Raw genomic sequence first — 26,078 nt, 5'->3', positions numbered from 1 at the left:
GAGAATTTTTGCAGATGAAAGTAAATGGATTGTTGGTTTCCGGATTTTTAAGGCTGCTGCTGACTGTGATTTTTTCATCCATTGATCAAAATCTATTATCTTAGGAGATAGTGGAAACGCGAGGTAAAACTTCGCTTAGCCGACAGAATTCAGAGCTGGAGGTGAAGTTTTGTTTCGGGTATTTACAAGTTAGGTGCAAGTAAGAAATGGAAATCAACGACTATAAAGAAATAAATGCTTTGAATAAGTTACTAGGAAAAGTGAAATTTCAAAGCGACTTAGACTTTTATGAATTCAGGGAATTCGCGGCAAGTCCAATTATTGCTGAAATCTATAAACGTTTGAATGAAGAATTTTGGAACGAATCTGTCAAACTGGGATACCTCAGACTTGAACAACGTCAGAATTATAAATTTGAATTTGATAGCGCGATCGGAAGAACCCTAAGAATGAGAGTAGATGAATTAACCACACAGGAAAAAGAAACTCTTATTAAATATGATAACATCGAGTTCTATGTCAGGACATTAATTTCTCCCTTGGAAGTCGAAGAAATTGAGCTTGCCAAATTGGTTAATTACGCAAATGAAAGAATTAAAACCAGCACCTAACATCGCCTTAGCGCAAGCGGGTCTGAAGTAATTCTAAATCAAGTTTATTTGTATATTTAAAGTGTTAGGCTTCGCGGGCTGATTAGTGGAATATCCTGCCTGCGCCAAGCCGCAAACCGTTGTGGGTAATGTAAAATGACAGACGAGCAACAAATAATAAGGCTAATTCAAAGCCATAAACAATTGGAACGTTTCGACTATTCAAAGGCGGTTGATTGGGCAATTGATTTAATCCGACAAGGAAAAGAGACAGACAATGTGCTAATGCTTGCTTCATTTTCTGAACCGATTGACAGATTTGAAATTAGCCCATATGTAACAAATGTTCTAAACGACTTCGGACTTGAAGAGCTTGACTACAATAGTGCTGTGATTGCTAACGCACATTACCATTTGAGTGAAATTCTAGACGACAAAGAAATAAGAAAGAACTTACGGTCCTTATATCAACTTTGTATAGACAACGACTATGATCCGGGACTTATGAATTTCTATCTCATTTATCACGGATGGGACGAACTTGAAAAAATTGGAGTGAACTATTACTTTGATGGAGCGGACCTAAATAATATACAAGACGTTCTTAAAAACGAAGCAAGAAAATGGATTGACAAATATGTAAACGGCAAAGAAGTCGACGAATTCAGACAAACATTAACAACCGAAAAGGAAAAACCACTACCCACAACATCTGCAATAAGCAAGGGGGCGGGTAGTGCTAATTTAAAGGATAAACCATTAAACAAACTTTGGTCTTGGCTGACAGGAAAAGAGCTTTAAAGCCCGCCTGCTCAGACCAGAGAACCGTTCTTCAAAATTCAAACACCGGCCTGACATTGAAAATTGTAACCTGGAATTGCAACGGAGGATTTAGGAAAAAATTTGAGAACGTATCAAGCCTCGATGCGGATATTTATGTGATCCAGGAATGTGAGAACCCCGCCGAAAGTGCAAATAGGGAGTATATTGATTGGGCGGAGAATTTCCTTTGGATTGGCGATTCAAAAAGCAAAGGCCTCGGTGTGTTCGCAAAACCAGATATCGTTTTGAACAAGTTGGATTGGACGAGTCAATATCGGGACCACTTCGTGAAACACTTTTTACCTTGTCATGTGAAAGGTGTATTTGACCTACTTGCTGTTTGGACTCACCGCAACAATTCTCCCAATTTTGGATATATGGGCCAATTCTGGAAGTACCTGCAGGTCAATAAAGAAAACTTCAAATCAATAATCATTGCAGGTGATTTCAATAGCAACAAGATTTGGGATCAGTGGGATCGGTGGTGGAACCATTCGGATGTGGTAAATGAGCTCGGCAGCTTGGGAATTGAAAGCCTCTATCATAAGTATACCGGCGAACTTCAAGGGTCTGAAACCAAGCCAACCTTGTTTTTTCAAAAAAATCCCGTGAAGGCTTATCATATCGACTATGTTTTTGCCTCAAAACCATTTTCTGAAGATTTGAAAAGTATCGAGATTGGTCACATCGATAGTTGGCTAGACTTGAGCGATCACATGCCTATTGTGTGTGAATTCAAATAAACTGGCAAAATTGGAATTTTATGACGAAAGCCCTAATGTCATTGGACTTACATCATCCCCAACACCTCCTCGATATACTCACGGTTGTTGGAAAGGCGGGGAACCTTGTTTTGGCCGCCGAGTTTGCCTTTGGACTTGAGCCATTTTTCGAATAAGCCCTCTTCGGCAAAGTGGATTTTGGGCGCGACCAAGGCTAAGTCCTTGTACCGCTTGGCATCATAGTCCGAGTTGACAGCTCGGAGTGTATCGTCAAGTATTGTTGAAAAAACTGCTCTGTCCGATGGCATCCTGCCAAACTCGATCACCCACTCGTGGGCGGCCTTGCTTTTGGAATCTCCGAAATAGACGGGTGCTGCCGTGAAGTTGAGGATAATCGCCCCGGTGGATTCGGCGGCTTTTTGGATCGCCTGCTCGGCATTTTCGACAATGACTTCCTCGCCAAATGCATTGATGAAATGCTTGGTCCGGCCCGAAATCCTGAACCGGTAAGGGCTGGTATGGGTGAATTTGACCGTATCACCGATCTTGTACCGCCAAAGTCCGCCGTTGGTACTGATGACCATGGCGTAGTTTTTCCCGATCTCCACATCTCCGAGCGTGATTACCTTCGGGTTTTCCTTTTCCCATTCTTCCATGGGAATGAATTCGTAGAAAATCCCATAATCCAACATCAACAGCAGTTCGTCGGAATCCTTTTGGTCCTGGATGCCGAAGAATCCCTCGGAGGCGTTGTAGGTCTCGACATAGTGCATTTTGGGCGAGGGAATCAGCTCCGCAAAGAGATTCCTGTAAGGTCCAAAAGCCACGGCACCGTGAAAAAACACTTCCAAATTGGGCCAGACCTCGAGGATGTTCTTTGCCTTTTTGATTTCCAAAATCCGCCTAATCAAGACCACCGTCCAAGTAGGCACGCCGGAGATGCTGACGACATTTTCGTCCATGACTTCGTAGGCCATGCGCTCGATTTTGGACTCCCACTCGCTCATGAGCGCCACGTCCAGACTCGGTGTCCGCGCAAACTGTGCCCACAGAGGCAAATTGTGCATGATAACCGCAGAGATATCCCCGACTTGGCTGTCGTTTTCGGCATCCAGCGGATTATTGGCAAGGCTGCCGCCAATGCTGAGGCTTTTTCCCGTGAAGAGTTTGGTGTCGGGATAGTTGTTGACATAGAGCGAGAGCATGTCCTTTCCGCCCTTGAAATGGCAATCTTCCAGTGATTCCTGGGAGACGGGAATGTACTTGGAGCGGCTGCCCGTGGTACCCGAGGATTTCGAAAACCAATAGATATCCGTGGGCCATAGTACATTTTGCTCGCCCCGCATGGTCTTTTCGATGTAGGGTTTGATCTGCTCGTAGTCGTGGATGGGTACTTGGGAAGCGAAATCCCTGTGATTTTTAATGTCGGAAAAATGGAACTTTCTCCCAATTTCTGTGCGCTTGGCCTTTTCGATCAAGTCTTCGAATACCTGCGTCTGCACGGCGATCGGATGGTGCATGAAATTCTCGATCTGACCGATGCGGTTCTTGAAGACCCAGGTCATAAAAGTGTTGATCACTTCCATCAGGTGAAGACTTTTCTTTTGAGTTCAAAATGTTGGCCAAGGTAGACCCTGCGTACCTGTTCGTCGGCTGCGAGTTCCTCTGCCGTCCCGGCTTTCAGCAGTTTTCCTTCAAACATCAGGTACGCCCGGTCGGTAATCGACAGCGTTTCGTTGACGTTGTGGTCGGTGATGAGGATGCCGATGTTTTTGGTCTTGAGCTTGGCGACGATGGTTTGGATTTCCTCGACCGCAATCGGGTCCACGCCAGCAAAAGGTTCGTCCAGCAATACGAACTTGGGGTCTACGGCCAAAGCACGCGCGATTTCGGTCCTACGGCGCTCGCCTCCGGATAGCACCATGCCGAGGTTTTTGCGCACATGCGTGAGGCTGAATTCCTCCAACAAGGTCTCTACCTTTTCCTTGCGCTCGGCTTTGGTTTTGTTGGTCATTTCCAGCACGGCGAGGATATTTTCCTCTACGGACAATTTTCTAAATACCGATGCTTCCTGCGCCAAATAGCCGATTCCCAGCTTGGCACGCTTGTACATCGGGAGCTTGGTGATGTCTTGGTCTTCCAGGTGGATGACGCCTTCGTCGGGTTTGATGAGTCCCACGATCATGTAAAATGAAGTCGTCTTTCCTGCACCGTTTGGTCCCAAGAGACCGACGATTTCGCCCTGTTCCACCTCGATGGACAGGTTGTTGACGACTTTTCTTCCTTTGTAAATCTTGATCAGGTGATCTGCCCGTAGCTTCATGCACTAGTCAAATTTGATGTCTTTCACGTATAGTTGGAGGGAACTGGTATTCCTGAAGGTATTTTCCCTGATTTCAAAAGCAAGGTCGAAGCGCATCTTCCGATTGAGCATCTTGATGATGATTTCGTCGGGGTAGATGCTTTGGTCAGCCATCCCAAAGGCGATACAGACAGGTTTGGTTTGCTGCCCATCCTGCACGACGTTGAATCGGAGGTGTTTTTCTTTGAGGATTTTCACGTCTTCGGCATAGACCTGTTTGACACAAAAGATCGGCTCCGGGTTGCCGGGACCGAATGGTGCCATTTGCTTCAGGATATTGTAGAATTTGTAATTGATCTGGTCGAGAAGGATTTCGTCGTCGATTTCGAGGACGGGCATGCGGTGGATTTCATCGATCCGCGCGCTGACGACTTCCTCAAACTTCGCCTGGAACGCAGGCACCTTGTCCACCGACAAGGTGAGGCCCGCTGCGTACTTGTGTCCGCCAAACTGCTCCAGCAGATCACTGCATTCGCTGATGGCCTCGTAGATGTCGAAATCAAACACCGATCTCGCGCTCCCTGTAGCCTTGCTGTTGGACTCGGTGAGGATGATCGTCGGGCGGTAAAATTTCTCGATGCAGCGGGAGGCCACGATTCCGATCACGCCTTTGTGCCAATCTTCCTTAAAAAGCACGGTGGTTTTCCGTTGGTATACTTCCTCCATGCTTTGGATCATGGAGAGGGCTTCTTTCGTGATGTTTTCGTCAAAATTTTTCCTTGCCGCATTCACCGTGTCCACAAGCTCTGCACGCTCAAGCGCGTCTTCAAGATCTTGGGAAATGAGCAATTCGACCGAGGCTTTGGCGTGCTCGAGGCGACCGGAGGCGTTGATTCTCGGGCCAATTTTGAACACGATGTCGGATATCCCGATGTCCTTTTCGATTTTGCTGCGCAAGATCAGGGCCTTGATTCCCGGTCTTGGGTTGTTGTTGATCCGCTCGATGCCGTAGAAGGTGAAGATCCTGTTTTCGCCCGTGATCGGCACGATATCCGCGGCAATACTCACGGCAAGCAAATCCAAGTAAGCCATCACACGGGCAGGATCTTCCTTTCGATAGGCGGACAGGGCTTCCAAAAGCTTGAATCCCACGCCGCAGCCACTGAGCTCCTTGTAGGGGTATTCGCAGTCCTGCCGCTTCGGATCCAAAATCGCGATCGCAGGCGGGAGGATATCGCCGGGCGTATGGTGGTCGCAGATGATAAAGTCTACGCCCAGGTCTTTGGCGAGCTGGACTTTTTCAATGGCCTTGATGCCGCAGTCCAGCGAAATGACCAAGTTGAAGCCGTTTTCCGCCGCCCAGCGGACACCACGCTCGGAGATGCCATAGCCTTCCTTGTAGCGATCGGGGATATAAAAATCAACTTTGTCGTAAAACCGGCGCAGGTAATCGTACACCATGGCCACGGAAGTCGTCCCGTCCACGTCATAGTCCCCGTAGACCAGGATTTTTTCATCGTTTTGGATGGCGTAGTGGAGGCGATGGACGGCCTTATCCATATCCTTCATCAGGAAGGGGTCATGGAGCTTATCCAAATCCGGACGGAAAAAATCCTTCGCCTTCTGGAAGCTATCCACGGCCCGATTGACCAGCATATTGGCCAAGATCGGATTGACGTTGATCTCTTTTCCAAGGGATTCGACGGCTTTGGCGTTTGCTTTTTCGCGAATGATCCATTTGTACTCCATGGGGCTAAATTACTAAAACCGCTCGTCTATCCCTGCCTATGGTTTCTAATTATTGCAAATGTTTGTTAAACAAAAAACCCAACGCTTTTGGCGCTGGGCTTTTGTAGTCTCAATCCATTGTTTGGGATTATAGCGTTGATGCCTTAGAGTCAAGGTTTAGGAATTCCGACAAAATATAGATCAAAACCTCCGAGACCGCCTGGACGGTTCGATGAGAAGATCATGAGTCGGTTGGTGAAGTTAGCATGTTCTGAGACTATTGGGCGGTATTCATCATATTCCGAGTTGACACGTGGCCCCATATTTACGGGTTCAGCCCAGCCTGTTTCTGTTTTGATCGAATAATAGAGGTCATATCCACCAAATCCCCCAGGCCTGTCGGAAGAAAAAACCAACAAGTCCCCGAACATAAAAGGCATATGATCGTTGCTAGCGGTGTTAATACCTAGCTTCCTGATAGCTTTGGGGCGCTCGTCGGTCAAAAATTGCATTGGAGTGTCACCGGAGGGAATGTCTACCTCGTAAATATCGAATGAACCGTCACGATCTGAGGAAAAAATCAGTTTTTCGGGCTTTCCTTGGGTAGATTGCTCAGCCCCCTTCTTGAAATTTCTTCCATAAAAGCTTGGATACATTTCATTGGATACCTCGTCCATTATCTGATGCTGGTTCGTGACTTTAGCATTGGGGATGGCTACTTCTTGTTCCGTAAAAAGACTGTACTTCCCATTTATCTCTCGGCTAAAGATGAGGATACTGTTCTTTTGGTTTTCCAAGAAAGTGTAGGGACCCTTTTCGTGCGCCGTGGATTCAGTCCTCCTTACCAAGTTTAAAAAAGACGTATAAGTATCATCAAACAGCGTATTTGAACGGGAAACTGATAATATTCCATCCGTTTTATCCCAAGTGAAATCAACAGGGAACAGCGTCAGGTTGAAATCCATTGTTTGAGAATTTGCACGATTTGTCGAAAATACCAAGTAAACAGAGTGGCCAACAAAAGGAATATCTGAATTGATATCGTCAAAGGGCGAGTTTACATCTGACAGGTTGATAGGATTTTCCGGAAATATTCCTTGAGGGTATCTGTCGCGATCGCATGCATTGGAAACGACAAGCAGGGTCAATATTGGGAGAATCCTTCTCAATTTAAACTTTTTTTGCGGGGGGGGGGGGGACTAGTATACTTGCCATAACAGCAAAATTAGATTTTTATCTAAAGTAATGGTGTTAGGCGATTTTTCCAAGTGTCCCCGGATCAGATTTCAGAAGTTAACAAATTCTTAACTCATAGGTGATTTTACCGCTTATGACAGCGTCAATTAATTCTTCGAAGGATAAATCCGAACATCAACAGGAAACTCAGAGTTGAAAAACAATATCGAACGGAATGCCGATGTTAGGGAGGAATTTTAATAAAAGGCCTTTGATAATGAGCCTGACTCGAGCCGGGAAAATGCAAAAAAACCCAACGCTTTTGGCGCTGGGTCTCAATAGTCGGATAGTTTGGTTTCTTAGCTGTTGGCAACCAACTTCACGTCCAAGCTGACTTCATCATAGATGAGCTTGTCGGCGAGGTTTTCGAAGTAGCTTCCAGAACGGTATTTGATGTCGAATTTAGTCCTGTCAAAGGTGATTTTTGCTGTCGCGGTGATCTTGCCGCCTACGACCTCAACCTTAGCAGGGAATGTCACGGGATTTGTGATGCCTTTGATGGTCAGGTCACCGGTGATTTGGTAGTCTTTGCCGTTGCTGGATTTCGCCTCTTTGATCTTGAAGCTGGATTTGTTGAATTTTTCTACAGAAAAGAAATCATCAGACTTCAAGTGGTCTGTCAGTCTCTTGTTGGAGTTGGCATCGGTGATGTCTTCGACTGTGATGCTGGTCATGTCCATTTCGAAGGAACCGCCGGTGATCTTACCGTTGGCATAGTCCATCTTGGCATCGGAAAGCTTCACTTTGCCATAATGCTCGCCGGTAACTTTGGCGGCCTTCCAGGTAATCGTACTTTCAGTGGTACTGACGGTGACAGGAGCTATGGCTTCGGTAAACATCCAGGAAATCAGGACGAGGGAGAGGGAAATCAGCATTTTCATAGTAATTGAATTAGTTTAGATGAATGTGTTTGGTTTTATAAACGCGGGTTAGACTTCACTTATCCGATAGGGTTTAATGTGTTTGGGATTATTTTTTTCGTATTGAAAAAACCATGCCAACAAAGGCTAAACGCTGCAGCGCCGCTACATGTTTGGTCAAAAAGCTGCCTAATAGAAAAATTAACGAGAAGTGTTCCCTATTGCTTGAAGCTGTATAGGTAGGGTGCCTTGTGGTTTTTGCCGCTGAAGCGTTTTTCGTGGCGTTCGAGAATCTCCATGCTGAGCATTTTCCTTTGGAAACTTGTCCTGCGGAGTTTTTCGCCCAAAATCGCTTCATAGACTGCCTGCAGCTCGTTCATCGTGAATTTTTCCGGCAAAAGATTTCCCCCGATCAGTTTTCTATCCAAGTTGAAGCGCAAGGTTTGGAGTGCTTTTTCCACGATTTGCCGATGGTCCAAAATCAATTCGGGCAGCGCATTGACATCATACCAAGCCATCGAATCGGATAGGGAATCAGGATTCAAAGTTACCTTTTCGTAGTCTATCAATGCATAATACGCCACCGTCACGAACCTGTCCAAAAGCCAATAGTCCTCAGGAAGGGTGTAGCCATTGGCTTCCAAAATCGTCTTCATCACGGCCGGTTGGAATCGGGCCACACTCCCAAACGTATGGAATTGCTCGAGGTAAATCTCGGCTATTCCTGTCCTTTCCCGCAGGCCACGCAGGACGGCATCGTCGAGGTTTTCGTCCCGCAGGACAAATCCTCCCGGCAGCGCAAACCAACCGGTAGCATGGTATTCCATAAGCAGGATTTTCAATTTTCCTTTGGAAAAACCAAACACTACGGAATCGTAGGCAATGTGGGACAAATAGGAATTGGCTTCGGGAAGCGGCATGAAAGGCAAGGCGATTTGGTAGCAAATAAATAGGATTTTTGTTTGAAAACAATTTATATTGTCTCACAGTGAAACAATAGACTCAAATCTAGCCCATTCATGAAAAAAATGTTTATAACCAGCCTTTTGGTCTTTGGCCTCGCGAGCATCGCGTGGGCGCAAGGGAGGGACGGATTTCCTGTCCAAATTGCAACAAAAAATGGTGTAGTGGAAGGAAATCTGGATACCCGTACCGGTGTTCAAAAGTATTTTGGGATTCCTTTTGCGAAGCCGCCAATCGGGGAACTCCGATGGAAAGCGCCGCAGCCGATGGATAACTGGACTGGCGTATTGAAGACCAAGGATTTTGGGCCGAGACCGGTACAGAAGCTTATCTGGGGCGATATGAACTCCCGGTCCAATGGCGTCAACGAGGATTGTTTGTACCTGAATGTGTGGACGCCGGCAAGTCGGAATACCAAGGATTTGCCTGTGTTGGTCTACTTCTTTGGCGGCGGATTCGTGGCGGGAGATGCTTCCGAACCGCGCTATGATGGAGAAAATATGGCCAAAAAAGGCGTTGTCGTGGTTACGGTCAACTATCGCCTGAACATCTTCGGCTTCCTGGCCCATCCCGAGCTGAGCGCAGAATCCACTTACAAAGCATCCGGCAACTATGGTCTTTTGGACCAATCCTTGGGTTTGAAGTGGGTTTATGACAACATCGCGGCATTTGGCGGTGATCCGAAGAAGATCACAATTGCTGGTGAATCCGCCGGCTCGATATCGGTAAGCTATCAGATGGCATCACCGCTTTCCAGAAATATGATCGCAGGCGCCATTGGTGAAAGTGGTTCAGGTGTTTCGGCATTGGCACCGGTTCCGCTGGCGGAAGCAGAAAAGATCGGTGAGGAGTTTTTTAAGAAATTTGGAGTAAAAAACATTGCCGAGGCGCGAAAGCTCAGCACCCGCGAGATCTACGAAATGTACAACGAGTCGGGGAGGTTTGGATTCCCGGTGGTTTTGGATGGCTATCTATTACCCAAGTCCTTGGTGGAGATATTCAATGCCCGCGAGCAGGCCCAAGTTCCCCTTTTGCTAGGATGGAATACCCAAGAGAACCCGGGAGCGGCATTTATGCAGGGACTGCCCAATACCAAGGAGAATTTTATCGCTAAGGTAAAGCAGGCCTATCCAAAGGACTTCGAAGAGGTATTGAAATTGTATCCTCACGACACGGAAGAGCAAGTTGCCTATTCTGCCATGGCTTTGGCGGGAGACAGGTTCATTTCCTACAGTACTTGGAAGTGGTTTGATCTGCATTTGAGAAATTCCAGTCAGCCGGTCTACCGATACTTGTATGCCAAAATCCGTCCGCCATTGGTCGACGAAAGCATGGAGGCCGGGCTCGCAGGCGGTACTTCCAAGCGGCCTTCCAATGCCCCTCCCCGACCAAAAGACCTTGGCGCACCCCATGCCGCAGAGATAGAATATGCCATGGGCAACTTGGAGCGAATCAAGGAATTTGCTTGGACGGCGGATGATTACAAAACCTCGGATACGATGTTTGAGTACTTCACGAATTTTGTCAAAACCGGAAATCCAAACGGACCGAATCTTCCCGAATGGCCCAAAGCAACTGCTAGCGATCCGAAGCCGCCGGTGATGCTCATTGATACAGAGTCGAAGTCCATCAAAGCATTGGACGATGCGCGGTACAAGTTTCACGACCGGTTTTTCGGGAACGACAAATAGTTGTTGGTGAGAAAAACAGAGGGGCTTCCGCCCCTTTTTTTGTGAGCTTTTACTAGATAAACCGACCAATTAATAGAACTTACGATGGCCGGCCGACTCAATTTTCAAACCTGGAAGAAGGTATGCTATGAAAAGGATCTATAATTCTGGGATTTGTTCACGTTCAGAAGAAAGTTTTTTCTTCTCGGTGGGAAAAACCAAGACATTACTTTTTGTTTGTTTGTCTCCCGTTAAGGGGAAGCGGTTTTTTGATGTGCCAACCTTACCAATGCTCTAATTTCAGTTGAAGCCTAACGCAAAAAATCCTACCTTAAAGCTTTGACAATCAAGTACGCCTTTTTCTTAAACCTAATGAACCATGAAAAATATCACACGAAGGGAAACGATCAAATCCCTCACGCTCGGTGCAGGCATTAGCCTATTGTCACCACTTTCCATTTTGTCTTGCAGCAATGCTCCAAAAAAGGAGAAACTGGGGGTTGCGCTCGTCGGCTTGGGGTACTATTCCACAGACCTTCTGGCGCCGGCACTGCAGCAAACCCAACATTGCTATTTGGCTGGGATCGTCACTGGGACTCCTGCCAAGGCCGAGGCATGGAAAGCCAAATACAAGATTCCAGACAAGAATATCTACAACTACGAGACCTTTGACAAGATTGCTGATAACCCGGATATCGATGTGATTTATGTGGTTCTGCCTCCATCCATGCACAAGGAGTATGTCATACGCGCAGCCAAAGCCAAGAAGCATGTTTGGTGTGAAAAGCCCATGGCGGTCACCGTGGCCGAATGCCAAGCCATGATCGATGCCTGTAAGGCCAACAAGGTGACATTATCTATCGGCTATCGCTGTCAGCATGAACCAAACACCCTTGCCTATCAAAAGATCGTAAAGGAAGGCTCCTTGGGCAAGGTGCTTTCGGTGGATTGTGCGGCAGGTTATCGTGAAGGAAGGACCGACCACTGGAAACAAAAAAAGGAAATGGGCGGCGGTGTGATCTATGACATGGGCGTCTATTCCATTCAGGGCGCACGCCTTGGTTCCAATTTGGAGCCAATTGCAGTCAAATCAGCGAAAGTTTGGGCGGAGCGTCCCGAAATCTACAAAAACGGCTTGGGCGAAGTGGTCGAAGCTGAACTCGAATTCCCGGGAGGCGTAAACGGCAAAGTCAAGACATCCTTTTTTGAAAACATCAATCACCTCAAGATCAGCTGCGAGAAGGGGATGATAGAAATGTCTCCGTTCCAAGGCTATGCCGGTAATAAGGGCAAAAGCCCGCTCGGCGAAATTAATTTTCCCTATCAGGTACCATGGCAGCAAGCCAATCAAATGGATATGGATAGCCTCGCGATCTTGGCTGGGAAACCGATGCCTGTGCCGGGAGAAGAGGGATTGAGGGATATCAGGATCGTGGAAGCGATATTGGAATCCGCAGCTTCAGGAAAAAGGGTGGTCATTTGAGATGACCACCCTTTTTCCCATTTTTTCGCCGCATTTGAATTGCTGCCTTATTTGATGGGTTTGTAGGCGATGCTGTATTTGGACCAGATTTCATAGATGGGGTTGCCTGTGGAGCTGAGCCCACTGTGGTGCCATTCGCCGTCGATTACTTGAAAATCGAAAGACAACTTGGCGCCGACCCTGCTATCGTCCCGAGAGAAGAATTCGATGCTCTCGGTGTATTTACCGTTTTCTGCGGTGTAGGTCCCACCCCCAGTGCCCATGAACTCCTTGGTCTCTGAGTTGAATGCGACCCATTGGAATCTGCCGCCACTGAGGATTTTGATGGTTCGTCTCGCACCTGGAGTGCTTCGCCTGATTTCGTTTTCCTGCTTTCTGCCTGTGATCACCCAATTTGCCGTCAGCGCATCCTTTCTGTCACCCACCCGTTCCCAGGTTTCTTCCATTTTGTTTGTGCCTTCGTTGAGGGTAATCGTCATCTTATTGCCCTTGATATCCACCGCGAATTTGGTGGTTTTGCCGACCCACTCTGGATTTGGGGTATAAAAATCAAGGATCTCGTGATAGGCTTTTCCGTCGAGGGAAAAATTGCCGCCACCTGCGCTGATAAACTTATTAGTTCCTACTTCCTTTGCCCCAAATGCAAAGTAGCCATCTTGGTAGATTTTGATGTATTCCTTATCGGTTACAGCCTTGCCGTTTTGCTGGGTGAGTTTCCAGGCTCCGTCGATTTGTTGACCTTGCACAAAAAAGGCAAGGAGTAAAAGAGGTAAAAGAAGATATCCTTTCATGGTCTGATTATATTTGGTTTATCGAATTCCAAATTATCAATAATGCCCGTGGAATGAAAACATTTATCCTTGGACACTCTAAAGAAGAGGTTTTACGGTTGGTTCCGGAAAATTCGATCAGACTCGTTCAGTTAGGAGAAGAGAAAATCTGCCTGACAAGGAAGGGAGAGACTGTGTACGGCTTTGAAGCTTTTTGTCCACATCGTCGCGTTTCCTTGGCCCAAGGCTTCCTCACGCCATTCAGGGAGGTAGTTTGCCCGCTACACCAATACAGATTCGACATAAAAACGGGCTCGGTCAGGTCTGGAGATTGTCGGGATTTGCAGGTTTTTTCTACTGAGCTGACAGATGTAGGCCTTAGGATTCTTCTACCAGATCAGTGAAGTCTTGCCCCGTTAGGTACGGCTTGGTCGACTGAAGCGAGTACAATCTTGCCTTCGGAGTCGGAAAACCCAGTCACCAAGACTTCCGAGATAAAATCTGCGATTTGCTTTGGAGGAAAATTGCAAACGCACATGACCTGCTTGCCAATAAGGGATTCCAGCGTGTAGTGATCCGTGATTTGGGCGGAAGATTTCTTCACGCCAAGTTCACCCAAATCCACCCAAATTTTATAGGCAGGCTTCCTCGCTTTTTCAAAATTTTCTGCTCGGATAATCGTCCCGATCTTAAGCTCAATTCTTAGAAAATCAGTGTAGTCAATCGTTTGCATAGAATTTTTATTTTCTTAAATTTGGAAACTTTTCGAAAGAAAAGCTGTTCAATCTACTCAAACCTCCAACATATAATGTTTCAAACAGCCAACTATTTGCTGGAAAATTGCATGACGTTCAGTCTGACAATGTTTTTCTGTCTGTTATTTGGTTTCGCGGCTTTCGCTCAAGGAGAGAAAGATCGGATTATGCCAGACGGACCCAAGAACGTGGAATCTGTCCAGCAGTTTGACAGCCCAGATGGGTCAATTGATGGTGTGAACAAGACAAGCGCCACAGCAAAGACGCCTGGGGTTCCCACTAAAAAAGAAAACCCAATTTTTAAACAAGGGGGGGAGAAAGACGCCAAGAAAGAGGAAATCTCCACTTTGTCCTTCAATCTTTTCCTGTACATTGTGGACAAATTCAAAGAGGATTAATGCAAATACCAATCATATTTATGAAAAAAGAGGCTGCGTGGCCTCTTTTTTTTTGTGCTTAATTCTTCAAAACAGACATTTTGGATACAAAATCCCAAACTGCAATTCCCGCGCTTACTGCAATGTTAAGCGAATGCTTTGTGCCCAATTGAGGGATTTCGATTACGTAGTCCGAGGCCTTCAGTACATCCTGTTCCACTCCAAATACCTCGTTTCCAAACACCAACGCATATTTCTTTCCATTTTCTGGCGTAAACTCATGCAGCATCTTACTTTTGTCGGCTTGCTCAAAAGAGCAAATGATGAAACCTTGGGTTTTGAGTCTTTCCACTGCGTCCAAAGTATTAGGGACGTGTTCCCAATCGACGGATTCGGTCGCACCAAGAGCTGTCTTCTGGATTTCTTTGTGGGGAGGCGTACCGGTGATTCCACATAGGTAAATCTTCTCGACCAAGAAGGCATCTGCCGTTCGAAAAACAGACCCGACATTGTTGAGGCTTCTGACATTGTCAAGCACAATTGTGAGCGGGGATTTGGATTCTTTTTTGAATTCTTCTACGGACAGCCTATCCAATTCCTCCATGCTTAATTTTCTCATACGGCTTTGTTTCCCTTTTGATATATTTTAATTTCGGCGCCTAGGGGAAACCAAAATTAAGGAAAGAAATCAAATCGGAATCATGGCCAAAGTGAAGGAAGCGGACGGGAAAGAAACACCTTTGATGAAACAATATAATGCCATCAAAGCAAAGCATCCCGGTGCGCTTTTGCTTTTCAGGGTTGGTGATTTTTATGAGACTTTTGGAGAAGATGCCGTCATCGCCAGCAAAGTCCTCGACATCGTGTTGACAAAGCGGGCTAATGGTGCCGCGTCCCATATCGAATTGGCTGGATTTCCCCACCATTCCTTAGATACTTATCTGCCCAAGCTCGTCCGTGCCGGCAACCGTGTAGCTATCTGCGATCAACTCGAAGACCCAAAGGAAGTCAAAGGTATCGTCAAACGTGGGGTGACCGAACTCGTAACGCCGGGCCTATCCTTCAATGACAATGTACTTGACAAAAGGAAGAACAACTACCTTGGATCGATTTATTTTGGAAAGGAACAGTTGGGTATCGCTTTTTTGGACCTGTCTACCGGTGAGTTTATGTGCGCCGAGGGGACACAAGCCTACATCGAGAAACTTGTCCAGAGTTTTTCGCCCTCGGAGGTCATCTACTCCAAAGCCGACAGGACACGGGCACAGGAGATGCTGAAGGATCAGTATGCCACGTTTCATTGCGAGGATTGGGTTTTTCAGTTTGATTATACCTATGAGCGGCTCACCAAACATTTTTCTACACAAAATCTAAAGGGCTTTGGAATAGAAACATTGACCCACGGGATAGTGGCTGCCGGTGCGATACTTTTCTATTTGGAGGAAACCGAACACAAGGAAGTCAAGCATATCACTTCCATTTCCAGAATTGCGGAGGAAAAATATGTCTGGCTCGACAAGTTCACCATCAGAAACCTCGAGCTTGTATACTCACAGCAAGAGGGGGGAGTTCCTTTGATCCAGATTTTGGACCAAACAGTGACACCTATGGGCAGCCGCATGATGCGCAAGTGGATGGTGCTGCCGCTAAAGGAAAGGGAACCGATAGAAGACCGACTGAAGGTGGTCGAGTTTTTTGTCGAAAATTCGGATTTGGGAGAGGAAATCCTTTCCCACTTAAAGCATATTGGCGATCTCGAAAGGCTCATCTCAAAAGTTTCTGTTGGCCGGATCAATCCCCGGGAAATGAATCAGCTCAAAAGGGCGCTGAAGAATACAATTCCCCTTCAGGAGATACTGAAGCAGGCAAACTCTGATGCATTGAACAAACTTGCCGACCAAATCAACCCCTGCGGATATTTGTTGGAGAAAATCGAGAGAGAGCTTCAGGAAGATGCTCCGATGTTGGTTCACCAAGGTGGGATCATAAAAAGTGGCGTAGATGCGGAATTGGATGAATACCGGTCTTTGGCCAATACAGGCAAGGACTACTTGATCGCCTTGCAGCAGCGGGAGGTCCAAATCACGGGTATTTCCTCACTCAAGGTTGCCTATAATAAGGTATTTGGCTATTACCTAGAGGTCACCCATGCACACAAGGATAAAGTGCCGACGGAATGGATCAGGAAACAGACTTTGGTCAATGCCGAGCGGTATATCACGCCCGAGTTGAAGGATTATGAAGAAAAAATCCTGCATGCAGAAGAGCGCATGCTAGCGATCGAGATGCGGTATTTCAACGCGCTGGTTCAGTATGCCTCAGAATATGTCATCCAAATACAGCAAAACGCCAAAGTGTTGGCAACGATTGATTGCTTGTTGTCTTTTGCTAGGGTAGCAAATGCCAATCAATATGCCAAACCGAAGATCGCCGATACGGATTCATTGGAAATCAAGGATGGGCGACACCCGGTGATCGAAAAGCAACTTCCCCTTGGGGAGAGCTACGTGCCAAACGACATTTACCTCGACAACGAAAACCAACAGATCATCATCATCACTGGCCCGAATATGGCTGGGAAGTCAGCTTTGCTGCGGCAAACTGCCTTGATCGTCCTGATGGCGCAGATGGGGAGTTTTGTGCCTGCATCCTATGCACGGATTGGGATCATCGACAAGGTGTTTACCCGGGTCGGAGCTTCGGATAACCTCTCAAAAGGGGAATCCACATTCATGGTCGAAATGACCGAGACGGCTAGCATTCTCAACAACTTATCCGACCGAAGCCTGGTATTGATGGATGAAATCGGACGCGGGACCTCAACCTACGATGGGATTTCTATCGCCTGGTCGATCGTTGAATATTTACACAACCATCCAAAATTCCGCGCAAAGACACTTTTTGCGACGCATTACCACGAACTGAACCAACTTGCAGAGGATTTGCCAAAAGTCAAAAATTTCAATGTGTCAGTGAAGGAGGTCGGAAATAAGGTAATCTTTATGCGCAAATTGAAAGAAGGCGGTAGCGAACACAGCTTCGGTATCCACGTAGCCCAAATGGCCGGAATGCCCAATCCGGTTGTTTTCAGAGCATCAGAAATTATGGTTCATCTTGAAAAAGACAAAGCCCTGAAATCTCCCCAGGAAAAAATCAAGCAATTGCCCAAAAACAATTACCAATTGAGTCTTTTTGACATGGATCCAAAATTCAAGGAAACCCAGGAAATGATCAAAAACATCGACATCAATACGATTTCACCCATAGAAGCGCTACTCAAATTGCATGAAATCAAGAAGAAACTCGAAAATTGAAGGTCTCGGAAAATTACGTAAATTCAAATTGGAAATTGCAGGGAACTTTTAGCAAGCGATAAGTATGGAGTTGGGTCTTTTGGAAGAATTAAAGAAGCAAAACAAGATCTCCGAGTTTTTTTCTCTTTGGAAGGGGAGGGAATTTGTTTCATATCCAGGCGAAAAGCAACTAATTGCAGACCTTCGCAAGATTGCGGATGGCTTGGGCATGAGAGATGGGCTCATTTTGGGATGTTTCGATTACCGTGACATGAGCTTGGCTTTTTTTACCGAGAATATCGAGCAGTTGAGTGGTTATTCGGCAGATTTTCTGCGACAAAATGGTCTGGTCGGCGTCATTTCCGCCCTACACCCTCAAGATGCCAAAGAGCATGCGGAATTTAACAATCGGATTCTGAGGGAATTTGAAAAAGCCAGCCTTTCGGAAAAAAGGACTTTTGAGGCTTCCTATACACTACGGTGGCTTCACAAATACACCAAGGAAGAGATTTGGTTTTTTGTAAAGGCAAAGCCGTATTTCATCGATGAGGATGGGAATTATATCCTCGATCTTCATATTGGGCTCAAAATAACCAACAACGAGTCGCTTAAGGAATACGATTGGAGTTTTTCCTACACCAAAGACAGCGGCCGAAAAATCACCTTTAAAAAGGAGAATCTGGATACTACATTACTCTACCTGACCAGGAAAGAAAAGGAGGTCGCTAGGTGGCTTTTAGAAGGATTGGATTCAAATGAGATTGCAGATAAAATGCATATTTCAGTAAATACCGTTTTTGTCCACCGGAAAAAATTACTTAAAAAGCTGAATGCCAAAAGCTCCGTGGAATTGGCGAAATTACTCACCATGCAAGATCTCATGTAAGAGAAAAAAATTTCGACTTGCTTTTTGTGTATTTCAAAAATACCTTACCTTTGCACACACATTTTGAGAGGACATAAGGTCAGGTCAAAACACATTCAAAAAGCGAGAGTAGCTCAGTTGGTAGAGCACGACCTTGCCAAGGTCGGGGTCGCGAGTTCGAATCTCGTCTCTCGCTCAAAAAAGCCCTTGAAAAAGGGCTTTGTCGTTTCAGGGAAGATCGAATATTTCTCGATTCGACATTCGACATTTTTTTCATTGAATGATGAATAAAGAACTTCGAAGAGTGAATATCGAACTGAAGTAGACAAGCATCTATGATTACATCTACACCGCAAGGGTATAGATGAAGCCGGGATGGTGGAACTGGTAGACACGCAAGACTTAAAATCTTGTGGCCGCTTAGGCCGTACGGGTTCGATTCCCGTTCCTGGTACAAGCCCCGCTGGGAAGCGGGGTTTTGTTTTTTTACCCGAAACTCCTCCAAAAATCCTTTTTGTACTGAATTGGGGTAAGGCCCATTTTCTCTTTAAACTGCCGATTGAAGTGGGAAAGTGTTTGGAAGCCGCATTCCATGGCGATCTCGCTGATGTTGCGGTCCATCTCATGCAGCAGCTTGCAGGCTTGGGCCAGCCGCACATCCATCAAAAACTCCGAGAATGTCCTGTTCATCCTTGATTTGAAGTACCGCGAAAAGGCGCTTTCTGTCATATTGGCCAATGCGGCGACTTCCGAAAGCTGGATTTTCTCTTGAAAATTCTCCATCACAAACTCGTACACCTTCCGCATCCGGTCCTTTTCAGACTCCTTGTTGTTGTTGGTATAATGCTCGTGGGTGATCGGCGTGCATTCCTGCGATTCGGCAAGTATTCCAAGAATTTGGAGTAGCAAGAGTAGACTCTCAAGACCCTTCTTGTGCGGCAAATCCCTTAGCATCGGCCGCAACTTTTGGTTGGTCTCACCCGTGATTTCCAATCCCCTGTAGGATTTTTCGAAAAGGTTTTTGATCGCCAAAAATTCCTCTTTTTGTGCGTAGGAACTTCCCAAAAAATCTTCTCCAAAATAAACCACGATTCCATGCGTGGAAAGAAGGCTCTCCTTTTCGAAATATTCGGCATCGTTGCGCCAAAGGTGGGGCAGATTGGGTCCCGTAAAAACCATGTCAAATTCCCGAAAGGGCTTCATTTGGTCCCCGATGAAGCGGGTCCCCCGCCCCTCCAAAACCAAAAACAACTGATACTCCTGATGGAAATGCCAAGCCTTGTCAAAATGGGGCGCGATGAGTTCTTTGGCTACGAAGGCCTTGTTTTCAGGAATCCTGGATTTTTGGAGCGCTTGTTTCATAACTTGCCTGATTATATCATAAAATCTTCTCGATTCCAATTTTTTGGACAAAATACTGTCAGAAATCATCAAAATGCAGGAAGATTAAGCGGGATTTTATTTCGAATTTTAACTTCTCAACATATGCGTAAACCCAAAATCGATATTCCATGAAGGCATATTCCCCCATCCTGCTTCTTCTGATCTTTTTATGGTCATGCGGCCAAAAGCAAAAATTCCAGCCACTCAGTGATGGTCCCCGTAGGGCCGAAATCCTGTTTTTGGGACATGACAGCAAACACCACGATTCGGAAAAGCTGATGCCTATATTGGCGAGGGCGCTTTTTCCAAAAGGAATCAATTTTACCTACACTTCGGATCCCAACGACCTCAACGAGGAAACGCTCAACATGTACGATGGGATCATGATTTATGCCAATCATGACGAAATTACCCCTGCCCAAGAAGCCGCGCTGAAGGCCTATGTGGAAAGCGGCAAGGGTTTCATTCCCATCCACAGTGCATCTTACTGCTTCAGAAATTCCGACTGGTATGTCTCTGCGGTCGGAGGGCAATTCAAATCCCACGGCACAGGGGATTTTACAGTAGATATCGTCAGGCCGGAGCATCCGATTATGGCAGGCGTGGAGGTTTTTGAGACTTGGGATGAGACATATCTCCATACAAGCATCAATCCCGATATGACCGTGCTCATGGAACGGGAAGAAAACGGGCATCGCGAGCCATGGACTTGGATTCGTGAACAAGGTAAGGGACGTGTTTTCTACACAGCCTATGGACATGATGAAAGAACTTGGTCCAAGCCGCAATTCCACCAATTGGTAGCCAATGGGGTTCTGTGGGCGATCGGCGATAAAGTCGCCGGACAGGTAGCTTCATTCGAAATCCCGCAGCCTACTTTTCGGGATGCTGACATTCCAAACTACGAAAACCGCGACCCAGCACCTAAGTTTCAGTTGCCATTGAGTCCAGAGGAGTCCATGAAACTGGTTCAGGTTCCCGTTGGTTTTGAGTTACAGTTGTTTGCCTCCGAGCCGGATATCGTAAATCCGATGGCCATGTGTTGGGATGAGAAAGGAAGGCTTTATGTCATCGAAACCAAAGATTACCCCAATGAAGTGCGCACAGAAGGCGGAAATGACCAGATCAAGATTTTGGAAGATACCGACGGAGACGGAAAAGCTGACAAAGTCACGGTGTTTGCTGACGGGCTGAACATCCCAACCAGCATCATGGCCATGAATGGGGGCATCTTGATTTCCATGGCACCGGATTTCATTTTTTTGAAAGATACAGACGGCGACGACAAGGCCGATGTGCGTGAAGTCATCATGACAGGTTGGGGTAAAAGCGATACCCACGCCGGGCCGTCCAATCTCAAATATGGATTTGATAACAAGATTTGGGGAGTTTTGGGATATGCAGGTTTTAGAGGTACCGTCGGAGGAGAAGAATTCAATTTCGGTCAAGGTGTTTATCGTTTCGAAAGAGATGCGTCAGCCTTGGAGTTCCTTGGTTCGACCAGCAACAATACCTGGGGCCTTGGGTTCTCTGAAGATTTTAACGTTTTCATCTCGACTGCAAACGGTCAGCACAGCGCCTATATGGCCATGACGAGGGAGTTTGTCAAACGGCCGATCTCCGGTGGCGTCAACAATACGGTGTTTGGTATCGAAACCCACTCAGATATGCCTCACCTGACGCCGGCCCTGCGCCAAGTGGATTACCATGGTGGCTATACTGCAGCAGCGGGACACAATTTTTACACGGCCCGAAATTTCCCGAAAAAATACTGGAACCGCATCGCTTTCGTGGCAGAGCCAACCGGCAGAGTACTGCACAACGCAATCATCGAAAAGGACGGTTCAGGGTTTATAGAAAAAAATGGTTTCAACATCCTCGCCAGCTCAGATGAATGGTTCTCGCCGGTTCATGCCGAAGTCGGCCCTGACGGGGCTTTGTGGGTTGCGGACTGGTACAATTTTATCATCCAACACAATCCTACGCCGCGGGGATTTGAAAATGGAGCTGGAAATGCCTACATCAATCCCCTGCGGGACAACAAGCATGGCCGCATTTACAGGATTGTCTACAAGGGCAATGACGATTACAAAACCCTCCAAATTGATCCTAGTTCCAATAAGGACTTAATCAAAGGGCTGAAGAGCGACAACATGTTTTGGAGGATTACGGCGCAACGCTTGATTGTGGAGAACCAGAAAAAGGACATCGCAGGGGATCTTTATAAACTGATAGGTGATCGTTCTGTGGATGAGATTGGTCTCAATGCGCCTGCAGTGCATGCCCTGTGGACACTCCATGGCCTTGGGCTGTTGGATGGAAGTGATGCCAATGCTTTGCAAGTTGTTACCAAAGCGCTCAGCCATCCGTCAGCTTCCGTAAGGAGAAATGCGATTATGGTATTGCCCAAGGATACCAATCTTTTCACCAAACTTCAAGCGGCCAAGCTTTTTGAAGATGCTGATTTCAATGTAAGAAAAGCAGCATTCCAGGCAATCGTACATGTTCCTGAAGATCCCAACGTCGGCAATTTCCTCTACCGTGCGAGTTTGGACGAGGAAAATGCCAAGGACAAATATCTTCCACAGGTGATCTTTGCGGGCGTATTGGCACATCCTGCGTATTTTGAATCCAACATCATGACGCTCTTGCCGGGAGAAAAAGCCGACACGCTTTACACCTTGACAGACAGAATTGCCAAGAGCTTCGTGGAGGAAGAATACAACTTGGATAGGAGGGCACCGATTGCTTTCCCACCGGATGTCAAGGACAAGGAAATCCATATCCGAACTGAATTGGCGAAAGGAAATGGTGGCCTCGTCGGTGCAATTGTAGCGCAAGGAAACAAAACCAACGGCTACACTATGTACGTCTTCGATGACAAACTGAGCTGGGTGGTCAAGCAAAACGGCAAGTCTTTCAAAATCACGAGCCCAAAGAAAATACCTGATAACCTATTTTCGGTGTATGCCAATTTGCTGGAAGATGGAAGCATGAGCCTGTACATCGATGGAGAATTGGTCGGTAAGCAAAAAGCGAATGGATTATTTACTGAAAACCTCGAGCCTGCGAACATACGGATCGGTGACGACTGGAATGGTGAAAACCAAGTTGGCGACTATGAAGACGATAATTGGCTGCGTGGCCGAATGTCCAACGAGAGCTCTATCAGCTTCAAGAATCCAAAATGGGATACCGGGGACATGGTGGCGGCGATTCGCGGAGGGTCCAAGCCTAAATTCTCCCGTGAAACAGCACTGGTTGTGAAAGTTGGTGTCATTCCACACGAAATGAAATACAACGTTACCAGCTTTAAAGTCAAAGCCGGGCAGGCGGTGATTCTGGACTTTGAAAACAAGGATTTTATGCAGCACAACTTGATCATTGCCACTCCGGGCAGTTTGGAGAAGGTTGGAAAAGCAGCGGACGACATGGCGCGGGATCCCAAAGGCATGGAGAAAAACTATATCCCTGATATGCCTGAGATCATCATTTCCTCCAAATTGGTCAATCCGGAAAGTGTGGAAACGCTGATGTTTTATGCACCAAGCCAGCCGGGTGAATATCCATTTGTCTGTACTGTGCCAGGTCACTGGAGAATCATGAACGGAAAAATGATCGTGGAATAATGGCTTTGGACGTAACTTTTGGTGTGAGTACCTGGCTTTGGACCTCGCCTTTCAATACCAAAACCCTGGAGCTTTTTCCCAAAATCAAAAAGATGGGATTCGATGCGGTGGAGATTCCTGTCGAAGATCCTGCATTGGTTGATGTGAAGGAAGTCAAGGCAGCCTTGGCGGACAATGGACTGAAACCCATCATTTGTGGTGCTTTTGGCCCGACAAGGGATCTGACCCATGATGACCCGAAGTTCCATCAGATTTGCTTTGATTACCTGCGCGCCTGTTTCGAGATCAGCGCTGTCTTGGGGGCTCGTTTTGTGTCGGGCCCGATGTATTCGGCTGTCGGCAAGGCCCGTTTGGTTTCCGACGAACAAAGGAAAATCGAATGGGACCGTGCTGTCAACAACCTGTACAAGGTTTGTCAAATGGCGGAAAGTTTTGGCCAAGAGATCGCTTTGGAGACCCTGAACCGCTTTGAGACCGATCTTGTCAATACCGCCAAAGACTTGATGAAAATGGTGGCAGACATCAACCATCCGGCAGCCAAGGTGCTTTTGGATGGCTTCCACTTGAGCATCGAAGAGGCCAATCTCGAGGAAGCGGTGAGAACTGTGGGTGACAAACTTATTCACGTCCAAGTTTCGGAAAATCATCGCGGTATTCCCGGAACAGGGCAAACAAACTGGGAATCGTTCAGGCGTGGCTTGGAAGCGGTCGGGTACCGAGGCGTGGTTTCGATCGAAAGCTTCACGCCAAACGTGCAGGAACTGGCAGGAGCCGTTTGTATTTGGAAGCCGCTTGCCCCAAGCCAAGATGGATTTGCCGAACAAGGCCTGAAGTTTTTGAAAGAGTGGGCGGGGAGGAATTAAGAATGTAAAATGATGAATGATATATGCCGAATGGCTTTCGGAACCTGAGGAGACTTCAGGATTCGAAATTCAGAGTTTAGTGTTCCTGATCCCTCAAAAATCAACATCGAGTGACGAACGCTTAATAATGAATAACGATTTGCTCTACCCACCGTCTTCCATGGTCTAGTTACTATGGACTATCGACTCGGAACACCGCAATAACCAATAACTATCAACTTTCTAACTCTACCATCATGACCCAAAAGAAAATCAATATCGCTATCATCGGACTGGGCTTTGGGGCGGAATTTATCCCCATCTATCAGAAGCACCCCCTCGCCAATATGTACGCGATCTGCCAAAGGAATGAACAAAAGCTCAACGAAATTGGGGATGCGTTCGGCGTGACAGTCAGGTACACGGACTATGATGAATTGCTCAAGGATCCCAACATCGATGCCGTCCACATCAACACGCCGATTCAGTCACATGCGGAGCAATCTTTGAAAGCCCTGAGGGCTGGAAAGCACGTGGCCTGTACCGTGCCCATGGCAACCACGGTGGAGGAATGCCGCCAAATCGTCGAGGCCTGTGAGGAAACCGGCCTGACGTACATGATGATGGAGACAGTCGTCTATTCCCGCGAATTCTTGTTTGTCAAGGAAATGTATGAGAAAGGGGAGTTGGGAAAAATCCAGTTTCTGCGGGCAAGCCATCAGCAGGAAATGGCCGGCTGGCCGGGCTACTGGGAAGGGCTGCCGCCAATGCACTATGCTACACACTGTGTGGGGCCGGTTTTGGCTTTGCCGGGCGCACAGGCCGAGTACGTTTCCTGCTTCGGTTCGGGGCGGATCGATGAAAACCTGATTCCAAAATATGGTTCTCCGTTCGCCATCGAAACCTGCCATATCAAATTGAAGGATTCGGATTTATCTGCTGAAGTGACCCGTTCGCTTTTCAATACTGCGCGACAGTATCGGGAAAGCTTCGATGTGTATGGTTCCAAGAAATCCTTCGAATGGACCCTCATTGAGCACAAGCCGCACGTCATACATACCGGAGAAGAGCCTTCCTTGGTGGAGGTACCTGATTATGCACACCTTTTGCCTAAGGAAATTGCTTCCTTTACGACCGCGGGTGTGTATGATTCCGATGACAACCAACACCTATCCTTTATCCAAGGTGCTGGTCATGGAGGTTCGCATCCGCATTTGGCACATGCGTTTTTGACGGCATTGGCAGAAAAGAAATCACCTTATCCGGACCACCGCCAATCCGCCAACATCACCTGCGTGGGTATTTTGGCACATGAGTCTGCGATGGCTGGTGGAAAGATTATTCCTTTGCCGGAGTTCACCTTGAAAAAATGACTTGAAAGCCCTCTGATAACCGGAGGGCTTTTTTTCTATCTGGACCTCACAGCCCCGACTTAAAAATCCGGTCCATTAAGACCCATTTTTCTCCGGGTTTTGCCCATGGAAGCGGTTGCTGAAAGCCCCACATCAGCGCCTCCCATTTGGCAACTACGGGATTGGCAGCGTCCATTTTGGCTTTCTGCTCAAAGGAAAAATCATCCACGGTTTCCAGAATCATAAACATCCGGTTGCTGGTCCTGAAAATCTCGATGTTCAGGATACCACAGTCAATATCATGCTGCGTCACTTCCGGCCAAGCGGCACCAGGGGCATGGTATTTTTCATATTCCCGGATAGAGTCTGGATCGTCAATCAGGTCAAGGGCGAGGCAAAAGCGTTTCATGGCGGGGAGGTTTGAAGGTTTGAAAGT

General features: G+C 46.9%; 23 protein-coding genes and 2 tRNA genes. 14 read left to right on the top strand and 11 right to left on the bottom strand.

From position 1 onward, the window contains the following. Positions 1 to 206: 206 nt before the first annotated feature. From C943_RS03980 to C943_RS03970, 3 genes are all read left to right on the top strand, one after another. Positions 207 to 611, top strand: a complete 405-nt coding sequence (locus C943_RS03980) for a hypothetical protein (protein WP_008624489.1) — start codon at positions 207 to 209, stop codon at positions 609 to 611. A 183-nt stretch (positions 612 to 794) separates the two neighbouring features. Further along, positions 795 to 1,391: a hypothetical protein gene (locus C943_RS03975; RefSeq protein ID WP_157198419.1), complete on the top strand. Its 597-nt coding sequence runs from the start codon at positions 795 to 797 to the stop codon at positions 1,389 to 1,391. Between the two features lie 56 nt (positions 1,392 to 1,447). Further along, complete coding sequence (locus C943_RS03970; RefSeq protein WP_008624487.1) at positions 1,448 to 2,155, top strand: endonuclease/exonuclease/phosphatase family protein; 708 nt, start codon at positions 1,448 to 1,450, stop codon at positions 2,153 to 2,155. A 47-nt stretch (positions 2,156 to 2,202) separates the two neighbouring features. On the opposite strand, the gene C943_RS03965 is transcribed toward C943_RS03970, so the two are convergent. From C943_RS03965 to C943_RS03940, 6 genes are all read right to left on the bottom strand, one after another. Continuing rightward, positions 2,203 to 3,720, bottom strand: coding sequence for a GH3 auxin-responsive promoter family protein (locus C943_RS03965; protein ID WP_008624486.1), 1,518 nt, complete (start codon positions 3,718 to 3,720; stop codon positions 2,203 to 2,205). Beyond that, the gene (gene lptB, locus C943_RS03960) at positions 3,720 to 4,457 is read right to left on the bottom strand and encodes an LPS export ABC transporter ATP-binding protein (RefSeq protein WP_008624485.1); all 738 of its coding nucleotides are present in this window, start codon (positions 4,455 to 4,457) and stop codon (positions 3,720 to 3,722) included. Before lptB ends, C943_RS03965 begins: the two co-directional genes overlap by 1 nt. Before the next feature lie 3 nt (positions 4,458 to 4,460). Further along, a complete protein-coding gene (gene recJ / locus C943_RS03955; RefSeq protein ID WP_008624484.1) occupies positions 4,461 to 6,185 on the bottom strand; it encodes a single-stranded-DNA-specific exonuclease RecJ in 1,725 nt (574 codons plus the stop codon). 149 nt (positions 6,186 to 6,334) lie between these two features. Beyond that, positions 6,335 to 7,129 carry a TolB family protein gene (locus tag C943_RS03950; RefSeq protein ID WP_157198418.1) on the bottom strand — a complete coding sequence of 265 codons (795 nt, stop codon included), beginning with the start codon at positions 7,127 to 7,129 and terminating at the stop codon, positions 6,335 to 6,337. 570 nt (positions 7,130 to 7,699) lie between these two features. Then, entirely contained in the window at positions 7,700 to 8,275 is a 576-nt protein-coding gene (locus C943_RS03945; protein ID WP_245545504.1) for a YceI family protein, read from the bottom strand. 203 nt (positions 8,276 to 8,478) lie between these two features. Then, positions 8,479 to 9,180, bottom strand: a complete 702-nt coding sequence (locus tag C943_RS03940) for an NUDIX hydrolase (RefSeq protein WP_008624476.1) — start codon at positions 9,178 to 9,180, stop codon at positions 8,479 to 8,481. 99 nt (positions 9,181 to 9,279) lie between these two features. On the opposite strand from C943_RS03940, the gene C943_RS03935 reads away from it, so the two are divergent. Beyond that, complete coding sequence (locus C943_RS03935; RefSeq protein ID WP_008624467.1) at positions 9,280 to 10,914, top strand: carboxylesterase/lipase family protein; 1,635 nt, start codon at positions 9,280 to 9,282, stop codon at positions 10,912 to 10,914. A gap of 358 nt (positions 10,915 to 11,272) precedes the next feature. Then, a complete protein-coding gene (locus tag C943_RS03930) occupies positions 11,273 to 12,376 on the top strand; it encodes a Gfo/Idh/MocA family protein (protein WP_008624466.1) in 1,104 nt (367 codons plus the stop codon). 47 nt (positions 12,377 to 12,423) lie between these two features. Here the strand turns inward: C943_RS03930 and C943_RS03925 are convergent, their stop codons facing one another. Beyond that, the gene (locus C943_RS03925) at positions 12,424 to 13,167 is read right to left on the bottom strand and encodes a hypothetical protein (RefSeq protein ID WP_008624465.1); all 744 of its coding nucleotides are present in this window, start codon (positions 13,165 to 13,167) and stop codon (positions 12,424 to 12,426) included. Positions 13,168 to 13,220: 53 nt separating this feature from the next. Between C943_RS03925 and C943_RS03920 the strand changes: the two genes are divergently transcribed. Next, the gene (locus tag C943_RS03920; RefSeq protein ID WP_040478905.1) at positions 13,221 to 13,550 is read left to right on the top strand and encodes a Rieske (2Fe-2S) protein; all 330 of its coding nucleotides are present in this window, start codon (positions 13,221 to 13,223) and stop codon (positions 13,548 to 13,550) included. On the opposite strand, the gene C943_RS03915 is transcribed toward C943_RS03920, so the two are convergent. Next, entirely contained in the window at positions 13,544 to 13,879 is a 336-nt protein-coding gene (locus tag C943_RS03915) for a tRNA-binding protein (RefSeq protein WP_008624463.1), read from the bottom strand. The two genes, C943_RS03920 and C943_RS03915, sit on opposite strands and share 7 nt — an antisense overlap. Before the next feature lie 75 nt (positions 13,880 to 13,954). Between C943_RS03915 and C943_RS03910 the strand changes: the two genes are divergently transcribed. After that, positions 13,955 to 14,299 carry a hypothetical protein gene (locus tag C943_RS03910; RefSeq protein WP_081610444.1) on the top strand — a complete coding sequence of 115 codons (345 nt, stop codon included), beginning with the start codon at positions 13,955 to 13,957 and terminating at the stop codon, positions 14,297 to 14,299. A gap of 58 nt (positions 14,300 to 14,357) precedes the next feature. Here C943_RS03910 and C943_RS03905 read toward each other — a convergent pair whose 3' ends face one another. Continuing rightward, positions 14,358 to 14,897, bottom strand: coding sequence for an RNA methyltransferase (locus tag C943_RS03905; RefSeq protein ID WP_157198417.1), 540 nt, complete (start codon positions 14,895 to 14,897; stop codon positions 14,358 to 14,360). A gap of 82 nt (positions 14,898 to 14,979) precedes the next feature. Between C943_RS03905 and mutS the strand changes: the two genes are divergently transcribed. The 4 genes from mutS (at position 14,980) to C943_RS03885 (ending at position 18,890) form a co-directional block, all read left to right on the top strand. Further along, the gene (gene mutS / locus C943_RS03900; RefSeq protein WP_008624459.1) at positions 14,980 to 17,592 is read left to right on the top strand and encodes a DNA mismatch repair protein MutS; all 2,613 of its coding nucleotides are present in this window, start codon (positions 14,980 to 14,982) and stop codon (positions 17,590 to 17,592) included. Between the two features lie 64 nt (positions 17,593 to 17,656). Then, a complete protein-coding gene (locus C943_RS03895) occupies positions 17,657 to 18,457 on the top strand; it encodes a helix-turn-helix domain-containing protein (protein ID WP_008624457.1) in 801 nt (266 codons plus the stop codon). 102 nt (positions 18,458 to 18,559) lie between these two features. Then, positions 18,560 to 18,632 (top strand) — tRNA-Gly (locus C943_RS03890). Between the two features lie 173 nt (positions 18,633 to 18,805). Then, positions 18,806 to 18,890, top strand: a tRNA-Leu gene (locus C943_RS03885). Positions 18,891 to 18,922: 32 nt separating this feature from the next. Here the strand turns inward: C943_RS03885 and C943_RS03880 are convergent. Beyond that, a complete protein-coding gene (locus C943_RS03880) occupies positions 18,923 to 19,798 on the bottom strand; it encodes an AraC family transcriptional regulator (RefSeq protein ID WP_040478945.1) in 876 nt (291 codons plus the stop codon). 149 nt (positions 19,799 to 19,947) lie between these two features. Here C943_RS03880 and C943_RS03875 point away from each other — a divergent pair, with 149 nt between their 5' ends. The 3 genes from C943_RS03875 (at position 19,948) to C943_RS03865 (ending at position 25,663) form a co-directional block, all read left to right on the top strand. Then, on the top strand, positions 19,948 to 23,448 hold the full coding sequence (locus C943_RS03875) for a PVC-type heme-binding CxxCH protein (protein ID WP_008624453.1): 3,501 nt from the start codon (positions 19,948 to 19,950) through the stop codon (positions 23,446 to 23,448). Beyond that, positions 23,448 to 24,311 carry a sugar phosphate isomerase/epimerase family protein gene (locus C943_RS03870; protein WP_008624452.1) on the top strand — a complete coding sequence of 288 codons (864 nt, stop codon included), beginning with the start codon at positions 23,448 to 23,450 and terminating at the stop codon, positions 24,309 to 24,311. Before C943_RS03875 ends, C943_RS03870 begins: the two co-directional genes overlap by 1 nt. Positions 24,312 to 24,547: 236 nt before the next feature. Continuing rightward, positions 24,548 to 25,663, top strand: coding sequence for a Gfo/Idh/MocA family protein (locus C943_RS03865; protein WP_008624450.1), 1,116 nt, complete (start codon positions 24,548 to 24,550; stop codon positions 25,661 to 25,663). 46 nt (positions 25,664 to 25,709) lie between these two features. Here the strand turns inward: C943_RS03865 and C943_RS03860 are convergent, their stop codons facing one another. Then, complete coding sequence (locus C943_RS03860; protein WP_008624448.1) at positions 25,710 to 26,051, bottom strand: L-rhamnose mutarotase; 342 nt, start codon at positions 26,049 to 26,051, stop codon at positions 25,710 to 25,712. Positions 26,052 to 26,078: the final 27 nt, after the last annotated feature.

It is taken from the genome of Mariniradius saccharolyticus AK6, from assembly GCF_000330725.2.
GTDB lineage: Bacteria > Bacteroidota > Bacteroidia > Cytophagales > Cyclobacteriaceae > Mariniradius > Mariniradius saccharolyticus.
This window is presented reverse-complemented; position numbering and strand designations above follow the sequence as displayed.